Genomic DNA, 19519 nt, shown 5'->3' with positions numbered 1-19519 from the left:
ACAGCTTATGAGTGTGGCTTGTGATCACGCAGCAATCAATGATCGCAGCAATCGCAGGCGATGCCCGACGAACCATCGCGCTCGCGGACGCGACTGTTCAGGCTGCGCTGGAAGCAAAAAAAGCGATCCCGGAGGATCGCTTTTTTGACTTTGCCAGCTTCCTTTTAGGGGAAGTTGGCTCCGGCGGTAGGGATCGAACCTACGACCAATTGATTAACAGTCAACTGCTCTACCGCTGAGCTACGCCGGAACGTGGGGCGTATCTAGCAATGCCGACTCCGGGCGTCCAGAGGTTTTTTGCATTTTTCTGCGATAGGCTGCATTTTTCTTTCAAATCACTGAAAACGAAGAGGATTTCGAAAGTTTCCCTTGCGGAATGACAGCCTTACGCTGGGTGAGGTCGACCAGATGGGCCAGCACATTGCGGGTCGCGGCGGGCAGCAGGGCGGGGTCTGTGTCGTGGTAGATCAGGCGGGCCAGTTGGGCGGCATCGGCAGGGCCGCGGGCGAGCGCTTCGAGGATCGCGGCCTCACGGGCGCGGCGGTGCGCATAGAGGGCATCCAGCCGCTCTGCCGGGGCCTCGACCGGGGCGCCATGGCCGGGATGGAAGCAGCGCCAGTCGCGCGCGCGCAGCTTTTCGAGCGAGCGCATGAAGTCCCCAAGATCGCCATCGGGGGGAGAGACCAGCGAACTGGCCCAGCCCATGACCAGATCGCCGGAGAACAGGATGTCGCCGCAGGCAAAGCTCAGATGATTGCCGAAATGGCCCGGCGTGTGCAGCGCCTCGATCTGCCAGCCGTCCCCCTCGATCCGCGCGCCGTCCGCCAGCCGCTCATCGGGGGTGAATCCCGCATCCACGCCTTCGCCCCCGCCAGCGAGCCCGGTTTCGGCTAGCACCTGCATCTCGGGGCTGCGTCCGGCGGTGGCATCGCCGAAGGCAAGCACCGGCGCGCCGGTGGCCTTGGCCAACGGACGGGCGAGCGGGGAGTGATCGAGATGCGCGTGGGTGACGAGGATATGGCTGATGCGCTGGCCGGGCGAGAGAGCGGCGAGTATCGCCTGTAGGTGGACCTCATCGGCGGGACCGGGGTCGATCACCGCCAGAGCGCGCGTGCCCAGCAGATAGGTGTTGGTGCCGCGATAGGTCATCGGCGAGGGGTTGGGGGCCAGAATCCGGCGCAGCCCGGGGCCGAGCGGTTCGGCGTAGCCGGGGCGGGGCTGGAAGTCTGGCTGCGGATCGATCATCTTGCGCCTCATGTGCAGGGGGGCGCGGCAGCGCCTCAGGCTAGGGGTATCCCATGTTTTTCCAATGGCTCAAACGCTATATGCCCCGCGGCATCTATGCACGGGCGGCGCTGATCCTCGTGCTGCCGGTGTTCACCATTCAGCTGGTGGTGTCGGTTGTCTTCGTGCAGCGGCATTTTGAAGGGGTCTCGCAGCAGATGACCCGCGGCGTGGCGCGCGACATCGCCTATGCCTTGAAAGCGCCGGAGGCGGCGGCGCCGCTGGGGCTGAGCATGCGCATCGTGGATGACGCGGCGCTGCCTGAGGCCGACGCACGGCGCTGGTACGACTTTTCCGGCATTGTGGTCGCCGAAACTCTGGCGCGGCAATTGCAGGGTGTAGAGCGGGTGATGCTGCCCAATGACAATGATGTGCAGCTTTATCTGCGGCAGGCCGACGAAACGCTCTACCGCGTCGAATTCTCGCGCCAACGGGCCTCGGCGTCGAACCCGCATCAGTTGCTGGTCAATATGCTGTTCTTTGGCGTGCTGATGACGGTCATCGCCTTTTTCTACCTGCGCAACCAGCTGCGGCCGATCACCCGGCTCGCCGAGGCGGCCGAGGCGTTTGGGCGCGGGCGTCACGTGCCCTATCAGCCGGGCGGGGCGGTCGAAGTGCGGGCGGCGGGCAGCGCCTTTCTGGACATGCGCAACCGGATCGAACGGCAGATCGAGCAGCGCACGATGATGCTTTCGGGGGTCAGCCACGACCTGCGCACGCCGATCACCCGGCTGCGGCTGGGGCTGTCGATGCTGGACGATGAGGACCGCGAGCCCTTGGAGCGCGACGTCGACGACATGCAAAAGCTGATCGACGCTTTTCTGGAGTTCGCCCGGGGCAATTCCCAGGAGGGCGAGGCAGAGCCGGTGGACCCGGTTGCGCTGGCCTCTTCGGTGGTCGCCGACGCGCAGCGCGGCGGCAAGCCAGTCGCGATGGGGCGGGTCGAGGGCAGCGGCGAGGTGAACGTGCGGCCCGTGGCGCTGCGCCGGGCGCTCGAGAACCTCGTGGGCAATGCGGTGCGCTATGGCAGCCACTGCGAAGTGTCGGTAACGCTGACCGAGCGCTCGCTGCGCCTGCGGGTCGAGGACGATGGCCCGGGCATTCCGCCGGAGCGGCGCGAAGAGGCGATGAAACCCTTCTCGCGGCTCGATCCGGCGCGCAATCAGGACAAGGGCACGGGCGTCGGTCTGGGGCTCGCCATCGCGGCGGACATTGCGCGCGCGCACGGCGGAGTGCTGCGGCTTGGTGAAAGCGAGGCGCTTGGCGGGCTGCGCGCCGATATTGTGATCGCGCGCTGACGGCGCGCCGGACCGGCCGCTGCGGGGCGGGGATGCGGCGCGCCAAAGGAAGCGGTCAGCTTTCCTCGAGCACTTCCTTGCGGGCGATGGCCAGAAACTCGGCACGTTTGGCGGTCACTTCGGCGACGCTGGCCTTGCCGTCGAGGTCGCTGGCGATGCTGGCGATCACCTCGTCATGGCTGGCCTCGTCGAGGTCGGCCTTGATGATGCCGCTGGCATAGGCTTCGGCCTCATTGCCGGTCTTGCCCAGCTGTTCGGCGGCCCAGAGACCGAGCATCTTGTTGCAGCGGACCTCGGCGCGGAAGTTCAGATGAGCATCATGGGCGAACTTGTTTTCATAGGCCTGTTCGCGGTCGTCAAACGTGGTCATGGGAATCCCCTCCGTTACATGACCTCTATTTAATGCATTCAGTTTGTAACGTGCTTTGCGCTGGCTCAAGTCAAAGCAGCGCGCTTGCGGCAGGGGCAGCCTTGATTTATGAGAGCGGCAAGATACGCAGCGGCCGATACGCGGCCCCGGGCGAAAGGATTCCCATGGCACGGCGCAAGAAGATTTACGAAGGCAAGGCGAAGATCCTCTACGAAGGCCCCGAACCGGGCACCATCGTGCAGTACTTCAAGGATGATGCCACCGCCTTCAACGCGCAGAAGAAAGACGTGATCGAAGGCAAGGGCGTGCTCAACAACCGCCTGTCAGAGTTCTTCATGACCGGTCTGAACGGCATCGGCGTGCCGACGCACTTCCTGAAGCGGCTGAACATGCGTGAGCAACTGGTCCGCGCCTGCGAGATCGTGCCGCTTGAGGTGATCGTGCGCAACTACGCCGCCGGCTCGATGTCCAAGCGCCTTGGCATCGAAGAGGGCACCGCGCTGCCGCGCCCGATCGTCGAATATTGCTACAAGGACGACAAGCTGGGCGATCCGCTGGTCACCGAAGAGCATATCGCCGCCTTCGGCTGGGCCAGCCAGCAGGACATGGATGATATCCTGAGCCTCGCGCTGCGGGTGAACGACTACCTGTCGGGTCTGATGTATGGCGTCGGCATCCGTCTGGTGGACTTCAAGATCGAGATCGGTCGGGTCTATGAGGGCGACTATCAGCGCCTGATCCTCGCCGATGAGATCTCGCCCGACTCGATGCGCCTGTGGGACATCGAGAGCGGTCAGAAGCTCGACAAGGACGTGTTCCGCCGTGACCTCGGCTCGCTCACCGACGCTTATGCCGAAGTGGCGCGGCGTCTGGGCGTGATGCCCAAGCAGGCGACCCATGCGGCCAAGCCCAAGCTGATCAACTGAAAGCGTACCGCCCGTGGCGGCGTTGCGCTTTGCGTATTTGAAGAACAATGAAAGGCGCGGGCCTTTCGCGACGAACGGAGATATTGCCATGAAGGCACGTGTGCATGTGATGCTGAAAGAGGGCGTGCTCGACCCGCAGGGCGAGGCGGTGCGCCACGCGCTTGGCGGGCTCGGCTTCGACGGTGTGGACGGCGTGCGTCAGGGCAAGGTGATCGAGCTCGATCTCGCCGATGGCACCGGCGAAGACACGGTGAAAGAGATGTGCGAGAAGCTGCTCGCCAACACCGTGATCGAAAGCTACACGATCGAGATGATCTGAACCGCGCTCTCGCGGACGCAAGATAGGGCCCTCGGCGCGCGCGCCGGGGGCTTTTTTATGCGCGACGGGCAGGGGCAGGGCGGTGCCGCTGGCGGTAGGTGGCGGGAATGTGGCGAAAGTGGCCGCGGTCCGGGCAGAGCATCTTCGCCAAGTTTGCGTCTTAATTGGCGATCGCGATTCGGGGATTTGGCGCGCAACTGCGGGCAATTTTGGTCAATTAATTGAAAAAGCTGACATTGGTTCCACTTGAGGAACAGCGGTCCGGGAAATCGGGCGCTGTGATGGCGCGCAGGGTTGCAACGGCGGCGTGGCGCTATTGTTTCCGGGCTGCGGTCAGGAATGTCGCCGAAATGCAGGGCGGTGGGCTCGCCTTCATGGTAAGTATCAGAAATATATAACTTAAATACCGCGTCCTCTGCTGGAAATTGGAAACAATATGCCGCCACATTTTCGACTAAGACGCCCATAATTGCGCGATCATGTCCCGCTATGGTCGCATTTTGCCACCCCAGCGCCACTTTTGCCTTTGTTCGCCGTCCCAGTAGCTCTAAATAAATCGCAAGCCCGACTGGGGGGCGACGAGGATAGGCCGGGGGGCGGCCACCGATCTCAGAGTCATCCGTGAGGATGTGACGGAAGGTGCCGCGGGACCGCCTTGGCACCTCTAGGAAAGCTTTCGCCCTGCGCTTCTGCCGCGCAGGACTGCACCGCCCGGCACAGCATCACGACCAGACGACGGATCGGAGTTTGCGGCGCGCGAGCGTCGCTGCCGCCTTCGCGGCGCGGGGCCTGCCCCGTTCTGTAGTTGAAAGGGTCGTAACGATGGCTGATTTGTTTTTGAACTGGGCCGCGCTTGGGGATTATGGAACCACGCTTGGCGACACCGCATCCGGGGGCAGCTCCACCACCGTCGATACTGGCGGTGTAAACGTTGAGATTTCCTTCACCGCGCAGGACCTCGGTGCGCAGGCCTTCACGGCGACCTACGACGGCTATGTGCCCGAAGGCTCGACCACCAGCGCCACCTCGCACCTCAAGCTGTTCGGCGAAGGCGGCGACGGCGGCACGGTCTCCTCGACCTCGACCACCGTGTTCGATTTCAGCTCCTCCGATGAGCTTTACACCGACGAAGTGCAGAACCTCTCGTTCATCCTCAACGACGTGGATGGCGGCGCGGGGTCGGACCTGGGCGATCTTGTCGGCGACGACACCGCAACCCCGGATGGCACCAGCTTTCAGGACAATGTGACGATCCTCGCCTATGACGCCGAAGGCAATGCCGTCGAGGTCGAGCTGACCACGCTCGGCAGCGGCACCAGCGTCGACGGCAGCACCGCCACCGGCGAAGAGGTGACCGATTTCGCCGACCAGGACGGCACGCTGATGGTGAACATCGCAGGCCCGGTGTCGCGTATCGAAGTGATCTACGAGAACGGCGGCGACTCGACCCAAGGCGTGCTGATCTCTGACATGTCCTTCTCGACCTGCGATGTCGACGGCGACGGTGTGCCCGTGGCCGAGGATGACGCAGCCGAAACCGACGAAGACGTGGCCGTCACCATCGACGTGCTCTCCAACGACAGCGATCCCGATGGCGACGATCTCACCGTGACTTCGGCGACCGCCACCAATGGCTCGGTTGTGATCAACGGCGACGGCACGCTGACCTTCACCCCGGACGCCGATTACAACGGCGACGCCGAGATCACCTACACCATCGAAGATCCCGCCGGAAACAGCGCGACGGGCAATGTGGCCGTCACCGTCTACCCGGTGAACGACGATCCGGTGGCCGAGGATGATACCGTCAACACCGGTTACGAGACGCCGGTCACCCTCGATCCCACCGAGAATGACACCGATGTGGATGGCGACGATTTGACCGTCACCGAGGTGGGCGAGGCCGAGAACGGCACCGTCACGCTCAACGAAGATGGCACCGTCACCTACACGCCGAATGATGACTACAGCGGCACCGACAGCTTCAGCTACACCGTCGACGACGGCAATGGCGGCAGCGATACCGGCACGATCACCGTCAACACCGGCATCGAGACCAATCCGGAAGCGGGCGGCAACACCCCGCCGGTGGCCAACAACGACCTCTACAGCGCCACGGCGGCCGCCACGGTCACCTTCGATCCCACCGAGAACGACACGGACGCCGATGGCGACGCGCTGACCATCTCGGCTCTGGGCGAGGCCAGCAACGGCACCGCGACGCTGAACGAAGATGGCACCGTCTCTTACACCGCCGACGAGGGCTACACCGGCTATGACGCCTTCAGCTACGAGGTGGACGATGGCAACGGCGGCACCGACACCGCCTATGTGACCGTTGAGGTGATGCCCTGCTTCACCCCCGGCACGCTGATCGCCACGCCGCAGGGCGAGCGTCTGGTCGAGGACCTGCAGGTCGGCGACCGGGTGATCACCCGCGACAACGGCATTCAGGAAATCCGCTGGGTTGGCCGCAAGGAACTCACCGGCTTCGAACTGGCGCGCCAGCCGCATCTGCGCCCGGTGCTGATCCAGAAGGGCGCGCTCGGCAAGAACCTTCCCGAGCATGACCTGCTGGTCTCGCCGAACCACCGTGTGCTGGTCGCCAACGACCGCACCGCGCTCTACTTCGAAGAGCGTGAGGTGCTCGCCGCCGCCAAGCATCTGACCGGGCTCGAGGGTGTGGACGAGGTGGAGACCATGGGCGTGGCCTATATCCACTTCATGTTCGACCAGCACGAGGTGGTGCTGTCGAACGGCGCCTGGACCGAAAGCTTCCAGCCCGGCGACTACACGCTCAAGGGCATCGGCGACGAGCAGCGGCAGGAGATCTTCGATCTCTTCCCCGAGCTTGAGCATGAAGAGGGGCTGAAGGCCTATGGCGCGGCGCGCCGCTCGCTGAAGAAGCACGAGGCGCAGCTGCTCACCAACTGAGGGATTTGCCACACGGAATATGCAGCTCGCTCTGGGGCCAGTGAACCTTTTGGCACCGGAGCGGACAAGGACCCGGGGCGCGTCAGCGCCTCGGGTTTTTTCTTGAGCATTGGGCAAACGGACGATGCCGGGGCACCGGCTAGGACATACCGTCAGGCGGCACGCGGCTCAGCAGGGATCGAGGGCAGCGCGCTCGCGCTCCCAATCCTGCCACGCCTCGGGCGTGTCGAGGTCGGTCAGCGCGCGGCGACCGGGCAGGGGCACCATGCGCAATCGGTGCCGGTTGGTGGCCAGCACGCTGCGCGCCCCTTCGTCGCCCGAGAGCATCTGGATCGCCGAGAAGCAATCGGCAGGGAACAGCACCGGATGGCCCGGTGTGCCATCCTCGGTGCAGCCCTGTTGCAGCGCCGGATGCGGCATGGCGCGAAAGCCTCGCACCAGTTTGTCGATGTCCTCGGCGCGCAGGTCGGGCATATCGGCGGGCAGCACGATGACAGCGTCGATCCCCCGCGGCAGCATGCCAACCCCGCGGCGCAGCGAGGCCGACATGCCCTGATCCGCATCGGGCACGGCAATAAGCTGCACCGGCAGCCCGGCGAGGGCGGCGGCGCGCGGATGGTCGTGATCTGGCAGTGTGACAGTCACGTGGTTGACCGCGCGCAGCGCTTCTTCGGCCTGTCGGCGCAACAGCGCCCGGCCCCCGACATGCTTCAGCAGCTTGTCGGCCCCGCGCATCCGGCTGCTTGTGCCAGCGGCGGGAATCAATACGGCAATTCCTCCCATGAGGCTCCTTATACAGCAAAGGCCGGAAATCCGGCGGACTTTCATCAGCTGGGCCGGGCGGCGCAACTGGCGCGGCAGAGACGGCCCTTGCGTGCGACACGGTGCAGCGCAGGAATGCGCGGCCTGATCTTGGGCAGATCGATGGCAGATCGCGCCACGTACCAATATGTAAGCCGAGCTTACGCGCCCGTTCGACGTGGATGCTTTCGGCGTGGATTCAGAGCCGAGCGCTGTCAGCTCTTTCAGAGCCCGGTCTGCGAGGGCGGGATGCAGCGTCGCATCGCCTGTGTGCCGCGCGATCAGCCGGTGGCCCTAACATTAGCGCAATCCACCGCCCTTACACAGAAAGGTTGTGCGACAAGTTTGCTAAAATTTAGTAAACTGACCGCCTGCCGCTGCGTTCTTACCCTCTGTAGCGGTGTCTTGAAAGTTTTGCTCTTGGCGGGGCAAGGCAAGCTGCTATGTCGGAAATTAGACACGGGCTGCGCAAAAGCATTGGTGCATGGTCCCGGGAAGGCTCGAAGGTCAGGGCGGATAATGGTTCTCGCAAGAAAATCGGATGATGAGCTCGAGCGTCTGGCCGAGCTGCGCAGCTACGGCGTGCTCGACAGCGCGCCCGATCCGGCGTTCGACGAGGTGGTCGAACTGCTGGCGTCGCTGCTTGAGGTGCCGGTGGCTCTGATCAGCCTCGTCGATGAGAACCGCCAATGGTTCAAGGCGCGCTACGGCATGAAGCCGGGGCAGACGCCGCTGGAGCAGTCGATCTGCGCCCATGCCATCCTGAGCGATGATATTCTCGAGATCGAGGATACGATGCTCGACCTGCGCAGCGCCGATAATCCGCTGTGCTGCGGGTCGATCTCGGCCATGCGGTTCTATGCCGGGGCACCGCTGGTCACTCGCAGCGGTCACAGCATCGGAACGCTCTGCGTGCTCGACGACAAGCCGCGGAAACTCACATGTCAGCAGCGGCAATTGCTGAAGGTGATGGCCGGGCAGGTGATGCGGCAGCTCGATCTGCAGCGGGCGCTGCACAACAAGGAAATCCTGCGCGAAGAGATCGACCATCGGGTGAAGAACTCGCTGCAGACGGTGGCCTCGACCATCCGTCTCTACCGTGCGCGCTCGACCGTGCCCGAGACCCGCGACGCGCTGGATGCCATCGCGCGCCGGGTGGATTCGGTGTCGCAGCTGCATGCGGAGCTCAATCTGACCTCAAAGATGCACTTTGTGCGCCTTGATACCTATCTGTCGCGGGTGGCGACGCTGCTGCAGCGCCACGCGGTGGCCGAGGTGCAGGTGCATGTGGATGTGCCGCGCATCGAGGTGGAATCGCGGGTCGCGGCGTCGATCGGCGTGGTGGCGAATGAGTTCGCCGCGAACGCGATGAAATACGCCTTCCGCGATGGCACCAACAATCCCGAGATCCGTTTCGAGGCGGAGCAGACCGGCGAGAACCGCCTGCTGTTCACCTGCCGCGACAATGGCTCCGGGCCCGAGCCGGGATCGAAGCTGGACGTTCTGGCCTCCACCGCGCTTGGCGCGCGGCTGCTGGAGGCGGCGGTGAGCCAAGTTGGCGGCACCGTGGTCGAACGGCGGGAAGAGGGGGGCTATCTGCTTGAGGCAGAGCTGCCCATCGATCCCGCCGCCGAGACCCCTGTTACACCGGCAGCGGCGTCACCGGCCGCACCCGCAGCCGAGTGATCCGGTTGTTCTCGCGCTCCATGACTTCGAAGCGGAAGCCGTGGAAGCTGAAGCGCTGACCCACGGTCGGGATCATCTGCGCCTCATGAATCACCAGCCCGGCGATGGTGTTCGCCTCGTCGTCGGGCAGTGACCAATCGGCGGCCCGGTTGAGGTCGCGAATGGTCATCGCGCCGTCGAGCCAATACCAGCCATCCTCGCCCGCGCTGACCTGATGCTCGGCGTCGGGATCGTGCTCGTCGGCGATCTCGCCCACGATCTCCTCGAGGATGTCCTCGAGCGTGATCAGACCCTCGAGCGAGCCATATTCATCGACCACCAGCGCAAAGTGGGTGCGGCGGCGCAGGAAGTTGCGCATCTGGTCGGCCAGCGTGGTGGTGTCGGGCACGAAGTAGGGCTTCATCATCACCTCGGTGATGCGGAAGTCGTCGAGCGCGCCAAACCCGCGCTCGCCTGCTTTGGCCATCACGTCGTACATGGCGCGCAGCAGGTCCTTGGCGTGGACCATGCCGATGATGTTCTCGGGCTCGCCGCGGAAGACGGGCAGGCGGGTGTGGTTGCTTTCGAGGCACTGCTGCAGGATGTCCCGCGGCTCGGCCTCGGCGTCGATGCTCTCGATGCCCGAGCGGTGCAGCATGATCTCTTCGACCGTGCGTTCCGCCAGATCGAGCGCGCCAAGGATACGGTCGCGGTCTTCTTTTTCGACCACGCCCTCGGAGTGGCCCAGTTGCAGCGCGCCGGCGATCTCTTCGCGCACGGCGAGGATCTGGCTGTCGGGGTCGGTCTGCACGCCGATGAGTTTGAGCAGCAGTCGCACCAGCGCGCGGATCGCGGCCACCACGGGCGAGAAGATCAGGATCACCAGCCGGATCGGCGGCGCCACGGTGGCGGCGGCGGTCTCGGGGTTGGTGATGGCATAGGTCTTGGGCAGCACCTCGGCAAAGATCAGCACCAGCAGCGTCATGATCAGCGTTGCCATGGCAACGCCGCCGTCGCCCAAGAGCCGGGTGAACAGCGCGGTCGCCAGCGAGGTGGCGAGAATGTTGACGAGGTTGTTGCCCAGCAGCACCGAGCCGATCAGCCGCTCGTTGTCCTCGGTGATCTTCAGCGCCATGGCGGCCCCGCGTGAGCCGCGGTCCATGGCGGCGCGCAGCTTGCCGCGGGAGGCGGCGGTGAGCGCGGTCTCGGAGCCCGAGAAGAAGGCCGAGAAAAGGATGAGCAGCAGGATCGCGGCGGAGGTCATCCAGAAGGCCGCGTCGAGTGTTCCGGTGGCAGGGGCGTCCATACGTCCGTCTTTTTGTGTTTGAGAGTGTTCAGAGAGTTATGGGGCTCGGGGCAGGGCTCTTCAAGGCTCTGACCGGTATCCGCCCATGAAAAACGGGCAGCCCCTCTGGGCTGCCCGTCTTCGCAAGCTGGGCGCGCAATGCTCAGCCGTCGTCGCTGTCCGGCCCGTCGGTGGCGCGCATGGCGGCCATGGACAGCAGGAAATAGGTCACGGTGAGCGCCGCAGCGGTGAGGAAGAAATCCTTCTGCATGACCACCAGAGCCTCGCCGTCCGGGGCGGTCACCACCAGCCGCACGGCAAAGGCGATCATGAAGACCAGCACCGCGCCTGCCCCCACCAGCAGCCATTTGGCCAGCCGGGCGGTGTGCTCCTGCGAGGGGTCGTCATCGTCATCCTCGCCGAACTCTTCGAGGCGCTTGCGCTCGAACTTGGCCAGCGCCTCTTCGCGGGCGGCCTGACGGGCCTCATCCGCGGGCCATGTGTCGCGCGCACCAAGGTAGCTGGCGGCGAGCGGATAGACCACGAGCGCGATGAGATACTCGGGGATGAAGATGAAATAGAAGCTGATCGCACCGGTCATGAAGACCACGACCGCAAAGGCCAGCGAGACGCCCCATGTGATCAGCGCCGCCGGGTTCAGCGACTGGCCGAGGTAGCGCGACCAATAGCGGGTCAGCCCCATGCGCGGCAGCAGGTAGTGCTCGGCGATGACGATGGCGCCAATCGGGCAGAGCAGGATCGCGCCATAGACCGTCAGCGGCATGATCGACTGCGCCACGAAGGGGAAACAGGCCGCGATCACGATGAAGCCGCCGACGATGGCCGTCACCTTGCCGCGCGACATGGAGGGCATCAGCGTGCTGGCCGCGAGGCCCGCGCGGTAGAGGCAGGCGTTGGCGGTGGTCCAGCCCGCGCAGATCACCGCGAGCACGCCCACATAGCCCAGCACCGAGAAGGCCACGTCAGCCGAGTCGAGCGCCATCAACGGTTTGCCGAGGATCACCGCAGCACCGGCGCCCATGAGGCCCGCCGCGATCCAGCCGATGTAATGGCCAAGGAACATGCCGACACCCGAGAAGACGCCGTACCACTTGCGGTGCGCAAAGCGGAAGGTGGCCATATCGATAAGGCCGAGGTGCACCATGGCGCCATTGGCCCATGCGAAGGCGGCCACTTCCCAGACCGAGATGCCCGGCTCGCCCTCGGGCGTGGTGCCGGTCCAGATGCTGGCGTGGGCGACCTCGAGGAATTCACCAAAGCTGCTCATGCCGGTGTCGCCGGTGACCGCGAAGGCCAGCATCGGCAGCGCCGCAGCGCCGCCGCAGACGAAACAGGCCAGCATCCACGGCGCGCAGATGGTGGCGAAATTCGCCATCGCCTCGAAGCCACGGGCCGCCACGACGATCACCACGGTGCCCAGCAGCATGGTGATCACGATGAAGGCCAGCGAGGTCGGGTAGGGCTCGAGCTGGACCGGAAGTCCGAAGGCAAAGCGCACGGCATAGGCCGAGACGGTGATCATCGCCGCCGCCAGCGCGCCGTAGAACAGCAAGATGGCGGTGTTGTAGATCTTCGAGAAATAGGGGCCGGTGATCTGCTCGAGATAGCTGAACAGCGAGCGCCGGGTTTCAACTGCGATGGGCGTGGTGACCAGCGTCCAGCTTGCCACGGCCAGCAGGTTGCCGATCAGCAGACCCAGCAGCAGTTCCATCGTGCCGACGCCCATGGTGACGAAGGTCACGCCGATGACGAACTCCGTGGCGGCGATATGCTCTCCGCCGAAGAGCCCGGCGAAGTAGCGCCAGCCGCGCACGTGGCGTGCGGCGGGCGGAATGGCGCTGCGCCCATGGCGTGGCTTTGCGACGCGGGAGGGGGCTGTGAGGGGAGTGGCGGCGGCAGGGTCAGGCGTTGCTGAAAGGCTCATTTATTCTTTGCTGTTGTTTCCGGGGCGCCCGCGAAAGATGGGTCACGCAGACATGATTGAACCGGCAACCTGACGGCGGAGTTCCGCTATGTCGCGCTCTGCAAAGGGGGATGGTGCCTAAACCCTCATTGTGAGGGATGCGCCCCTCATAGTGAGGTGGCGCGGTTCCGGACAGCGCGGGCGCAAGCCGTCTGCTGCAACGCAAGGTTGCCTCGGGGCGGGCGCCCTGTGGCTGTGACTTGGTTAGGAAAGGCTCTGCTGCGGGCGTGTGGGAAGGCTGGCGGAACCCTTCGCCATCCTTCACCCCAAAAAGAAAACGCCCGGCGCTGGGGTCGGGCGTTGATCTTAGAACGGGATCTCGTCGTCGATGTCGCGCGACGGGCCGCGCGAGCCGCCGCCACCGCCCGAACCGCCGCCGTAGCCGCCGCCCGAGCCACCACCGTAGCCGCCGTCGTCATTGCCACCGTAGCCACCGCCCGAGCCGCCGCCGTAGCCGCCACCCGAACCGCCGCCGAAGTCACCGCCGCCGCCGCCCTGACGGCTGTCGAGCAGGGTCAGCTCGCCGCGGTAGGGGCGCAGCACCACTTCGGTGCTGTAGCGGTCCTGACCGGACTGGTCCTGCCATTTGCGGGTTTCCAGCTGGCCTTCGATGTAAACTTTCGAGCCCTTGCGCAGATATTGCTCGGCGATCCGCGCCAGCGGCTCCGAGAAGATCGCGACCGAGTGCCACTCGGTGCGCTCGCGGCGCTCGCCGGTGTTGCGGTCTTTCCAGTTCTCGGAGGTGGCGATGCGCAGGTTGCAGACCTTGCCGCCGTTCTGGAAGGTGCGCACCTCGGGGTCCGCGCCGAGATTGCCTACCAGGATCACCTTGTTGACGGAGCCGGCCATGTCATCCCCTTTGTACTGGTCGTTTTCCTGTGTGTTCCGCGTCTTCGCGAATCCCCGCAGCGGCGGGGTTTGAATTGGTCTACACCACCGCACCCGCACGCTAAAGAAGGAATGCCGCGCGGAATTCCGCCTGTGCCACATTGCGGCCACGGCTGGCGTAGGGTCAGTTTTTCTGTATAGTCCGGGGTCGAGGGAACAGTGAGATCGGAACAGGGACGTGATGCGCAACCACGCAACGCGCGCACTGGCCGGAGTTGTGTGTGCTCTGGTGATGGCGGCGACGGGGGCCTCTGCCGAGGTGCTCTCGTCCAAAAGCCGTGTGCGGCTATTCTCCAAACAGACCAGCGTGCTCGATAATCGGGCATCTCAGCAGTACAACAATTCGGTGCGGCTGCAGCCCAAGCGCGTGGTCACGCCAACCAAATGGGGACCGATGGGCGGCGAGGGGGCGGTGCCCTCCTATCGCGGCAACTACCGCGGGCCCTACGCCGATCTGGCGCGTCAGGCGGCGCGGCGCAACGGCATCCCCGAAGATCTGTTCCTGCGCCTCGTGCAACAGGAATCGGGCTTCAACCCCAAGGCGCTGTCGCACAAGGGGGCGATCGGTCTGGCGCAGCTGATGCCGTTCACCGCGCGCAAGCTGGGCGTCGACCCGCATGATCCGGCGCAGAACCTCGAGGGCGGCGCGCGCTATCTGCAGCAGCAGTTTCGCAAGTTCGGCTCGTGGCGGCTGGCGCTGGCCGCCTATAACGCCGGTCCCGGCGCGGTGGAAAAGCACAAGGGCGTTCCGCCGTACCGCGAGACGATGAACTACGTGAAGGTGATCTGGGGGCAGTGAGCCCCTGATGCCTTGTTCGGGGCCAACCCGACCTATCCAACATGATGTAGCGAGACGGGCAGTGCGCCCGCCTCCCTTGCCTGTCTCCCTTGCCCGGCTCCCTTGACGGAGGGCGGGTGTTTGCGAGATATGCCTGAGCGAAAACATTGGGATTTGATCCCGATCAAGGCCGGACCCATGGCGGAGCGGCACTCTGATCGGGTCCAGCCCCAGCCCGACATCGCCGCCGGAGACCCTCATGCGCAAAGCACATCTTGCCGTCATCGCCACCGTCCTCGCGCTTGCCGTGGGCGGATTGGGGCTGCGCGGGCTTGGGGCCGCGCCCGCCAGCTTTGACGCGATGGATGATCTGGGCGAGGCGCTGTTCTTCGATCCAAACCTGTCGCAGGCCCGCACCCAAAGCTGCGCCACCTGCCATGATCCGGCCTTCGCCTTTGCCGACCCGCGCGGCGCGGCGTCGATCGGCGATGACGGCAGCTCGCTAGGGGATCGCAACGCGCCCACGGTGACCTATGCCGCGCATGTGCCCGAGCTTGCGTTCGACGAGACCGACGGCTGGCGCGGTGGGCTGTTCCATGATGGGCGCGCCGCGACGCTGGAAGAGCAGGCGGGCGGCCCGCCGCTGAATCCGGTCGAGATGGCGATGGGCAGCAAATCCGAGGTGGTCGCGCGGCTCCGTGAGAATCCCGATTACGTGGCCGCCTTCACCGCGCTTTTCGGGCCGGGCACGCTGGACGATCCCGAGACCGGCTATGCCGCCATGACCCGTGCCATCGCCGCCTTCGAGCGGCGGCCCGAGTTCGCGCCCTTCGATTCCAAATACGACCGCTTCCTGCGCGGCGAGGCGGAGCTGACCAACCAAGAGGAACTGGGGCGGCTGCTCTTCTTCTCGCAGCAGTTCACCAACTGCAACCAATGCCATCAGCTGCAGCGCAGCGCGGTCGATCCCGCCGAGACCTTCTCGGACTACCGCTTCCACAATATCGGCGTGCCCGAGAACCGCGACTTGCGGCTTGCGAATGGCTCGGTGGAGGGGTTCATCGACCATGGGCTCGCGCAGAACCCGCTCGCCGCAGAGAACGCGGTCGAAGGGGCGTTCCGCACGCCAACGCTGCGCAATGTGGCGGTGACGCCGCCCTATATGCACAACGGCGCCTTCGAGGATCTGCGCACGGTGATCCTGTTCTACAACAGCTACAACACCCGCAATGAGGCGCGGAAGATCAACCCCGAGACCGGCGCGGCTTTTGGCGCTCCTGAGGTGCCAGAGACGCTGGCCCCCGAACTGACCGAAGGGCCCGCGCTCGACGACAAACGCGTCGACGCGCTGGTGGCCTTCCTCAAGACGCTGACCGATGCGCGCTATGAGGACCTTCTGCAAGACTAGGTAGACGTCCCAAGATCAGCGCCGCTAGACCTTGAGCCCCAGCTTGTAGAGATGGATCTCGAAGGAGGGGTGCATCTCGGCGCCGGTGACGCCGGGACGGACATGCCGGTAGAGCGAGCGCCAGAAAGGCTGCACGATCACCGCGTCCTCCTGCAGCTTGCGCTCGATCCGCGCCATGATCTTTTGCCGTGCCTCGGCGTCGGCGATGGTCAGCGCCTCGGCGACCAGCGCGTCGAACTCTGGCGAGGCATAGCCCGTCTCGTTCCATGCCTCGCCAGAGCGATAGGCCAGCGCCAGAACCTGAATGCCGAGCGGGCGGTGGTTCCACTCGGTGATCGACAGCGGGTATTCCTTCCACGCCTGCCAGAAGGCCGAGCCGGGCAACACCTTGCGGCTCACCTTCAGCCCCGCGTCGCGCAGCATGGCGCTACAAGCGTCGCCAGTGCGCCGCGTGAGGCCATCGTCCAGCGTCACCAGCTCATGCTCGACATCCGCGAGCCCGGCCTCTTCGGCCAGCGGCAGGGCGCGGGCGGGATCGTATTCGGTGGGGCCGACCTCGGCGTAATCGGGGTGCACCGGGGCCACATGGTGGTTCTCGGCCAGCGTGCCGAGCCCTTCGTGGCCAAGCTCCAGCGCGATCTCATTGCTGATCGCCAGTTGCAGCGCCTTGCGCATCTTGGGCTCGGCATAGACCGCGCGACCGTCCACCAGTGCGTTCTGGTTGCCCCGCAGCACCACTGTCGCGCCGGTGACCACTTCGGAGCGCTCCCAACCCAAAGTGTCCGCGCGTTCGATGAAGGCCCCGACATTCTCGTAGAGCATGTCGATCTCGTCATTCTGCGCCGCCTGAAGCCAAGCGGCCGGATCGGTGCCATAGTCGATGAACTCGATCCGCTCGAGCGTGGCGCCGCCCCAGCCCTCGGCCTGCTCTCCCCACCAGTTGTGCGCGTGGTTGCGCACCAGCGCGGCGCGCTCGTTGGGCACGACGGCCTCGGGCAGATAGGGGCCGGTGCCGATGGGGTTCGAGAGCATGGTCTCGGGGTCGTGGCTTTCGTGCACGCAGGCGGCGGGATAATCCGACAGCCCGACCATCAGCGCCACATCGGGATAGGCCAGATGCAGCCGCAGCGTCAGATCGTCGATCACCTCGACGGCGGTTTCGGCCAGTTGCTCTGTCTGCGGATCAAGCAGCGCGGCGAGGCGGCCCGCCATAGAATTGCCCTCGACGCTGCGGTCGCACCAATAGGCCATGAGACGCGCCACATCGGCAGAGGTGAAAGGCTCGCCGGTGGTCCATGTCACGCCGGGGCGGATGTTCAGAAGATAGCTGGTGGCATCCTCGCTGGCCTCCCAACTGTCCAGCAGCATGCCGCGCAGACTGCCATCGCGGCTGTATTCGACCAGATATTCCAGCCACCCGCGCGAGACATTGGCGATCTCGGACCAGTCGTAGCGGCGCGGGTCCTTGAGCGGGCGCACCTCCATCTGGATGCGCAGCGTGGTGCCCGATGGGGTGGTGCTGCCGTCCTCTTCGGCATGCGCCACGCCGATCATCGCGCGCGCCGCCAGCGCCGAGGTGCCAAGCGCGGTCACACGGGTCAGAAACTCGCGCCGGGACACGCGGCCGCGCCGGAAATCGCGCAACTCCTGCTGCGTGGCGGGATGAATCCACGGCACGCTGCGTGCTCGGCTCATTGTCGTCTCCCCTTCAACGATCGTCTGCCGCATCTCTATGCCGTGCCATTGCGCCTCAAATGCGGCGGCACGTCAATCATCTAACGCCCCGGCGGGCGGTCTCAATTCCGGTCAGAAGCGGCGGATGGGGCGCGGTCCGGGGCGACCGCTCATCGGCGTGCGGCGGACCGGAGGCACCCCGGCGCGCAGGTCGCTGGGCGTCTGGCCGGTCTGCTTGCGGATGAAGCGCGAGAAATAGGCCGCGCTGGCAAAGCCCAATGAGGCGGCAATATTGGCGATGGCGGGCTCGGGCTCTGCCAGCAGGCGATGCGCCTCGTGCAATTTGCGCTCGGAGAGCATGCGCTGCGCCGAGCGCCCGCAGGCGGCGCGGCAGGCGCGGGTGAGATGTGTGCCGGTGACGCCCAGTTCGGCGGCCATATCGCCGGGACCGTCGGGGCTGCGGAAGCGCGCCACCACCGAATGCGAATAGGCCTGCGCAAGGCGCTGCGCCGCGGTTTCCTCGGGCTGGTCGCTGCTGCCCTGCGCGCTCTGGCGGCGCAGCCAGACCGCGGCGAGCCGCAGATGCGCGTCCAGCGCCTCATCCATAAAGGGGCGGGCCTGCGTGATCTCGCGCTGGATCGTCTCCAGCACCGAAGTCAATTCGGCCTGCGCCAGCGCCTCGCGCACCCGAAGGTGCAGCGGCGCATCGGGAAACTGCGCGCCGCCGGGCTGCGGCGCGGGCGCATGCAGGATCAGCGCAAGGCTCTGCGGTGCCAGATCAAGCGCGAAAAGCGCCCGCGGCGGAATGAACACGGCGTTATGCGTGCCAAGCCCGCGGCGGCGGCCATCAAGGGTGATCTTGCCCTGTCCGCGGGTGAGCCACAGCAGGGTGATCTCGTCGCGGTCGTGCAAGAGGCCATAGCGCCACGCCGGTTGCTGTCCGGGCGACAGCAGCCGCACCGTGCCTTCTGGTGACTGAAGAAGCGATTGCGGACTCATGCCGGGGCTCCATCCGGGCTATAGGCGGGCCAGGATTTCATCCGCGCGCGGAACCACGTGCGCTGGCGCTTGGCGAACTGCCGGGTGAGGATCGTCGCGCGCTCGCAGGCGTCCTCGAGGCTCATCTCGCCGCGCAGATGGGCGATCAACTCGGCGGCCCCGATGGCCTTGGCCGAGGGCAGATCGGGCCGCCAGCTGGCAAGGTTTGCGCGCGCCTCGTCAAGCGCGCCGCCCTCGACCATCAGCGTGAAGCGGCGGGCGATGCGGTCGTTGAGCCACTCTTTGGGGGCGTCAAAAACGATGGGCTGCGCTTGCGCCAGCGGCAAAAGCGGTGGCGGGGTCTCGGCCTGCCATGCGGCGATGCCGCGCCCGGTGGCGCTCAGCACCTCCCACGCGCGCTGCACCCGCATCGGGTTGCAGGTGTCGATCCGGGCGCGGGTCTCGGGGTCGAGCTCGGCGACCATCGCGGCCAGCTCGCCCGCCTCCAGCCGCGCCATGGCGCGGGCGCGAATCTCTGGCGGGGTTTCGGGAATCGCCGCCAGCCCCTCGGTCAGCGCCGAGAAATAAAGCCCCGTGCCGCCGACGATAATTGGCCGCGCCCCCGCCAGCAGCGGCTGCAGATCGCGCAGCCAATCGCCCACGGAATAGGCCCGGCTGCCCGGAACATGGCCATAGAGCAGATGCGGCGCGCGGGCTTCATCCTCGGCGGGCGGGCGCGCGGTGAGCACGCGCCAGTCGTCAAATACCTGTATGGCATCGGCGTTGATCACCACACCCCCGGCGGTTTCGGCAATCTCCAGCGCGAGGGCGGATTTGCCGCTGGCCGTGGGGCCTGCGATCAGCACCGGCAGATCCGGATCGGGCGCGAATTTTTTCACCAGATCTGACACCGGTGCTCCTTGTCAT

At 65.6% G+C, this 19519-nt stretch carries 16 protein-coding genes and 1 tRNA gene; 7 read left to right on the top strand and 10 right to left on the bottom strand.

The features are described from left to right. Window positions 1-175 precede the first annotated feature (175 nt). Window positions 176-250: transfer RNA gene (locus AYJ57_RS02210), tRNA-Asn, on the bottom strand. 80 nt (window positions 251-330) lie between these two features. After that, entirely contained in the window at window positions 331-1245 is a 915-nt protein-coding gene (locus AYJ57_RS02205) for an MBL fold metallo-hydrolase (RefSeq protein ID WP_066100575.1), read from the bottom strand. A gap of 53 nt (window positions 1246-1298) precedes the next feature. Here AYJ57_RS02205 and AYJ57_RS02200 point away from each other — a divergent pair, with 53 nt between their 5' ends. Continuing rightward, the gene (locus tag AYJ57_RS02200) at window positions 1299-2582 is read left to right on the top strand and encodes an ATP-binding protein (protein WP_066100572.1); all 1284 of its coding nucleotides are present in this window, start codon (window positions 1299-1301) and stop codon (window positions 2580-2582) included. Between the two features lie 55 nt (window positions 2583-2637). Here AYJ57_RS02200 and AYJ57_RS02195 read toward each other — a convergent pair whose 3' ends face one another. Further along, the gene (locus tag AYJ57_RS02195) at window positions 2638-2952 is read right to left on the bottom strand and encodes a DUF1476 domain-containing protein (protein WP_066100569.1); all 315 of its coding nucleotides are present in this window, start codon (window positions 2950-2952) and stop codon (window positions 2638-2640) included. Between the two features lie 164 nt (window positions 2953-3116). Here AYJ57_RS02195 and purC point away from each other — a divergent pair, with 164 nt between their 5' ends. The 3 genes from purC (at window position 3117) to AYJ57_RS02180 (ending at window position 7131) form a co-directional block, all read left to right on the top strand. Beyond that, on the top strand, window positions 3117-3878 hold the full coding sequence (purC, locus tag AYJ57_RS02190) for a phosphoribosylaminoimidazolesuccinocarboxamide synthase (protein WP_066100566.1): 762 nt from the start codon (window positions 3117-3119) through the stop codon (window positions 3876-3878). A gap of 88 nt (window positions 3879-3966) precedes the next feature. Continuing rightward, window positions 3967-4197 (top strand): phosphoribosylformylglycinamidine synthase subunit PurS, encoded by a 231-nt coding sequence (gene purS, locus AYJ57_RS02185; protein ID WP_066100563.1) that lies wholly within the window; start codon window positions 3967-3969, stop codon window positions 4195-4197. 822 nt (window positions 4198-5019) lie between these two features. Beyond that, the gene (locus AYJ57_RS02180) at window positions 5020-7131 is read left to right on the top strand and encodes an Ig-like domain-containing protein (RefSeq protein WP_066100560.1); all 2112 of its coding nucleotides are present in this window, start codon (window positions 5020-5022) and stop codon (window positions 7129-7131) included. A gap of 168 nt (window positions 7132-7299) precedes the next feature. Here the strand turns inward: AYJ57_RS02180 and AYJ57_RS02175 are convergent, their stop codons facing one another. After that, window positions 7300-7914, bottom strand: a complete 615-nt coding sequence (locus AYJ57_RS02175; RefSeq protein WP_066100557.1) for a nucleotidyltransferase family protein — start codon at window positions 7912-7914, stop codon at window positions 7300-7302. A 537-nt stretch (window positions 7915-8451) separates the two neighbouring features. Between AYJ57_RS02175 and AYJ57_RS02170 the strand changes: the two genes are divergently transcribed. After that, window positions 8452-9618, top strand: coding sequence for a histidine kinase dimerization/phosphoacceptor domain -containing protein (locus AYJ57_RS02170; RefSeq protein ID WP_066100555.1), 1167 nt, complete (start codon window positions 8452-8454; stop codon window positions 9616-9618). Here AYJ57_RS02170 and AYJ57_RS02165 read toward each other — a convergent pair. The 3 genes from AYJ57_RS02165 to ssb all read right to left on the bottom strand — a co-directional run bounded on the left by AYJ57_RS02165 (window position 9575) and on the right by ssb (window position 13715). Beyond that, window positions 9575-10903, bottom strand: coding sequence for an HlyC/CorC family transporter (locus tag AYJ57_RS02165; RefSeq protein ID WP_066100553.1), 1329 nt, complete (start codon window positions 10901-10903; stop codon window positions 9575-9577). The genes AYJ57_RS02170 and AYJ57_RS02165 overlap by 44 nt on opposite strands. A 142-nt stretch (window positions 10904-11045) precedes the next feature. Beyond that, window positions 11046-12827, bottom strand: a complete 1782-nt coding sequence (locus AYJ57_RS02160) for a hypothetical protein (RefSeq protein WP_157373909.1) — start codon at window positions 12825-12827, stop codon at window positions 11046-11048. A 345-nt stretch (window positions 12828-13172) separates the two neighbouring features. Then, window positions 13173-13715, bottom strand: a complete 543-nt coding sequence (gene ssb, locus AYJ57_RS02155; RefSeq protein WP_066100550.1) for a single-stranded DNA-binding protein — start codon at window positions 13713-13715, stop codon at window positions 13173-13175. Window positions 13716-13986: 271 nt separating this feature from the next. On the opposite strand from ssb, the gene AYJ57_RS02150 reads away from it, so the two are divergent. Beyond that, window positions 13987-14553 (top strand): lytic transglycosylase domain-containing protein, encoded by a 567-nt coding sequence (locus tag AYJ57_RS02150; RefSeq protein ID WP_066100548.1) that lies wholly within the window; start codon window positions 13987-13989, stop codon window positions 14551-14553. 238 nt (window positions 14554-14791) lie between these two features. After that, window positions 14792-15940, top strand: a complete 1149-nt coding sequence (locus AYJ57_RS02145; protein ID WP_066100546.1) for a cytochrome-c peroxidase — start codon at window positions 14792-14794, stop codon at window positions 15938-15940. Window positions 15941-15964: 24 nt separating this feature from the next. Here the strand turns inward: AYJ57_RS02145 and AYJ57_RS02140 are convergent, their stop codons facing one another. The 3 genes from AYJ57_RS02140 to miaA all read right to left on the bottom strand — a co-directional run bounded on the left by AYJ57_RS02140 (window position 15965) and on the right by miaA (window position 19503). After that, complete coding sequence (locus tag AYJ57_RS02140) at window positions 15965-17635, bottom strand: ABC transporter substrate-binding protein (RefSeq protein ID WP_066100543.1); 1671 nt, start codon at window positions 17633-17635, stop codon at window positions 15965-15967. Window positions 17636-17746: 111 nt separating this feature from the next. Next, complete coding sequence (locus AYJ57_RS02135) at window positions 17747-18613, bottom strand: helix-turn-helix transcriptional regulator (protein WP_066100541.1); 867 nt, start codon at window positions 18611-18613, stop codon at window positions 17747-17749. Beyond that, window positions 18610-19503, bottom strand: coding sequence for a tRNA (adenosine(37)-N6)-dimethylallyltransferase MiaA (gene miaA / locus AYJ57_RS02130; RefSeq protein WP_066100538.1), 894 nt, complete (start codon window positions 19501-19503; stop codon window positions 18610-18612). Before miaA ends, AYJ57_RS02135 begins: the two co-directional genes overlap by 4 nt. Window positions 19504-19519: the final 16 nt, after the last annotated feature.

This window comes from Salipiger sp. CCB-MM3, assembly GCF_001687105.1.
In the GTDB taxonomy this organism is placed as follows: Bacteria; Pseudomonadota; Alphaproteobacteria; order Rhodobacterales; family Rhodobacteraceae; genus Salipiger.
This window is presented reverse-complemented; position numbering and strand designations above follow the sequence as displayed.

What these genes read in the sequence shown, in the direction of transcription:
- AYJ57_RS02205 (WP_066100575.1), bottom strand. Translation starts at nt 1,245, where the DNA reads ATGATCGATCCGCAGCCAGACTTCCAGCCCCGCCCCGGCTACGCCGAA.
- AYJ57_RS02200 (WP_066100572.1), top strand. Translation starts at nt 1,299, where the DNA reads ATGTTTTTCCAATGGCTCAAACGCTATATGCCCCGCGGCATCTATGCA.
- AYJ57_RS02195 (WP_066100569.1), bottom strand. Translation starts at nt 2,952, where the DNA reads ATGACCACGTTTGACGACCGCGAACAGGCCTATGAAAACAAGTTCGCC.
- purC (WP_066100566.1), top strand. Translation starts at nt 3,117, where the DNA reads ATGGCACGGCGCAAGAAGATTTACGAAGGCAAGGCGAAGATCCTCTAC.
- purS (WP_066100563.1), top strand. Translation starts at nt 3,967, where the DNA reads ATGAAGGCACGTGTGCATGTGATGCTGAAAGAGGGCGTGCTCGACCCG.
- AYJ57_RS02180 (WP_066100560.1), top strand. Translation starts at nt 5,020, where the DNA reads ATGGCTGATTTGTTTTTGAACTGGGCCGCGCTTGGGGATTATGGAACC.
- AYJ57_RS02175 (WP_066100557.1), bottom strand. Translation starts at nt 7,914, where the DNA reads ATGGGAGGAATTGCCGTATTGATTCCCGCCGCTGGCACAAGCAGCCGG.
- AYJ57_RS02170 (WP_066100555.1), top strand. Translation starts at nt 8,452, where the DNA reads ATGGTTCTCGCAAGAAAATCGGATGATGAGCTCGAGCGTCTGGCCGAG.
- AYJ57_RS02165 (WP_066100553.1), bottom strand. Translation starts at nt 10,903, where the DNA reads ATGGACGCCCCTGCCACCGGAACACTCGACGCGGCCTTCTGGATGACC.
- AYJ57_RS02160 (WP_157373909.1), bottom strand. Translation starts at nt 12,827, where the DNA reads ATGAGCCTTTCAGCAACGCCTGACCCTGCCGCCGCCACTCCCCTCACA.
- ssb (WP_066100550.1), bottom strand. Translation starts at nt 13,715, where the DNA reads ATGGCCGGCTCCGTCAACAAGGTGATCCTGGTAGGCAATCTCGGCGCG.
- AYJ57_RS02150 (WP_066100548.1), top strand. Translation starts at nt 13,987, where the DNA reads ATGGCGGCGACGGGGGCCTCTGCCGAGGTGCTCTCGTCCAAAAGCCGT.
- AYJ57_RS02145 (WP_066100546.1), top strand. Translation starts at nt 14,792, where the DNA reads ATGCGCAAAGCACATCTTGCCGTCATCGCCACCGTCCTCGCGCTTGCC.
- AYJ57_RS02140 (WP_066100543.1), bottom strand. Translation starts at nt 17,635, where the DNA reads ATGAGCCGAGCACGCAGCGTGCCGTGGATTCATCCCGCCACGCAGCAG.
- AYJ57_RS02135 (WP_066100541.1), bottom strand. Translation starts at nt 18,613, where the DNA reads ATGAGTCCGCAATCGCTTCTTCAGTCACCAGAAGGCACGGTGCGGCTG.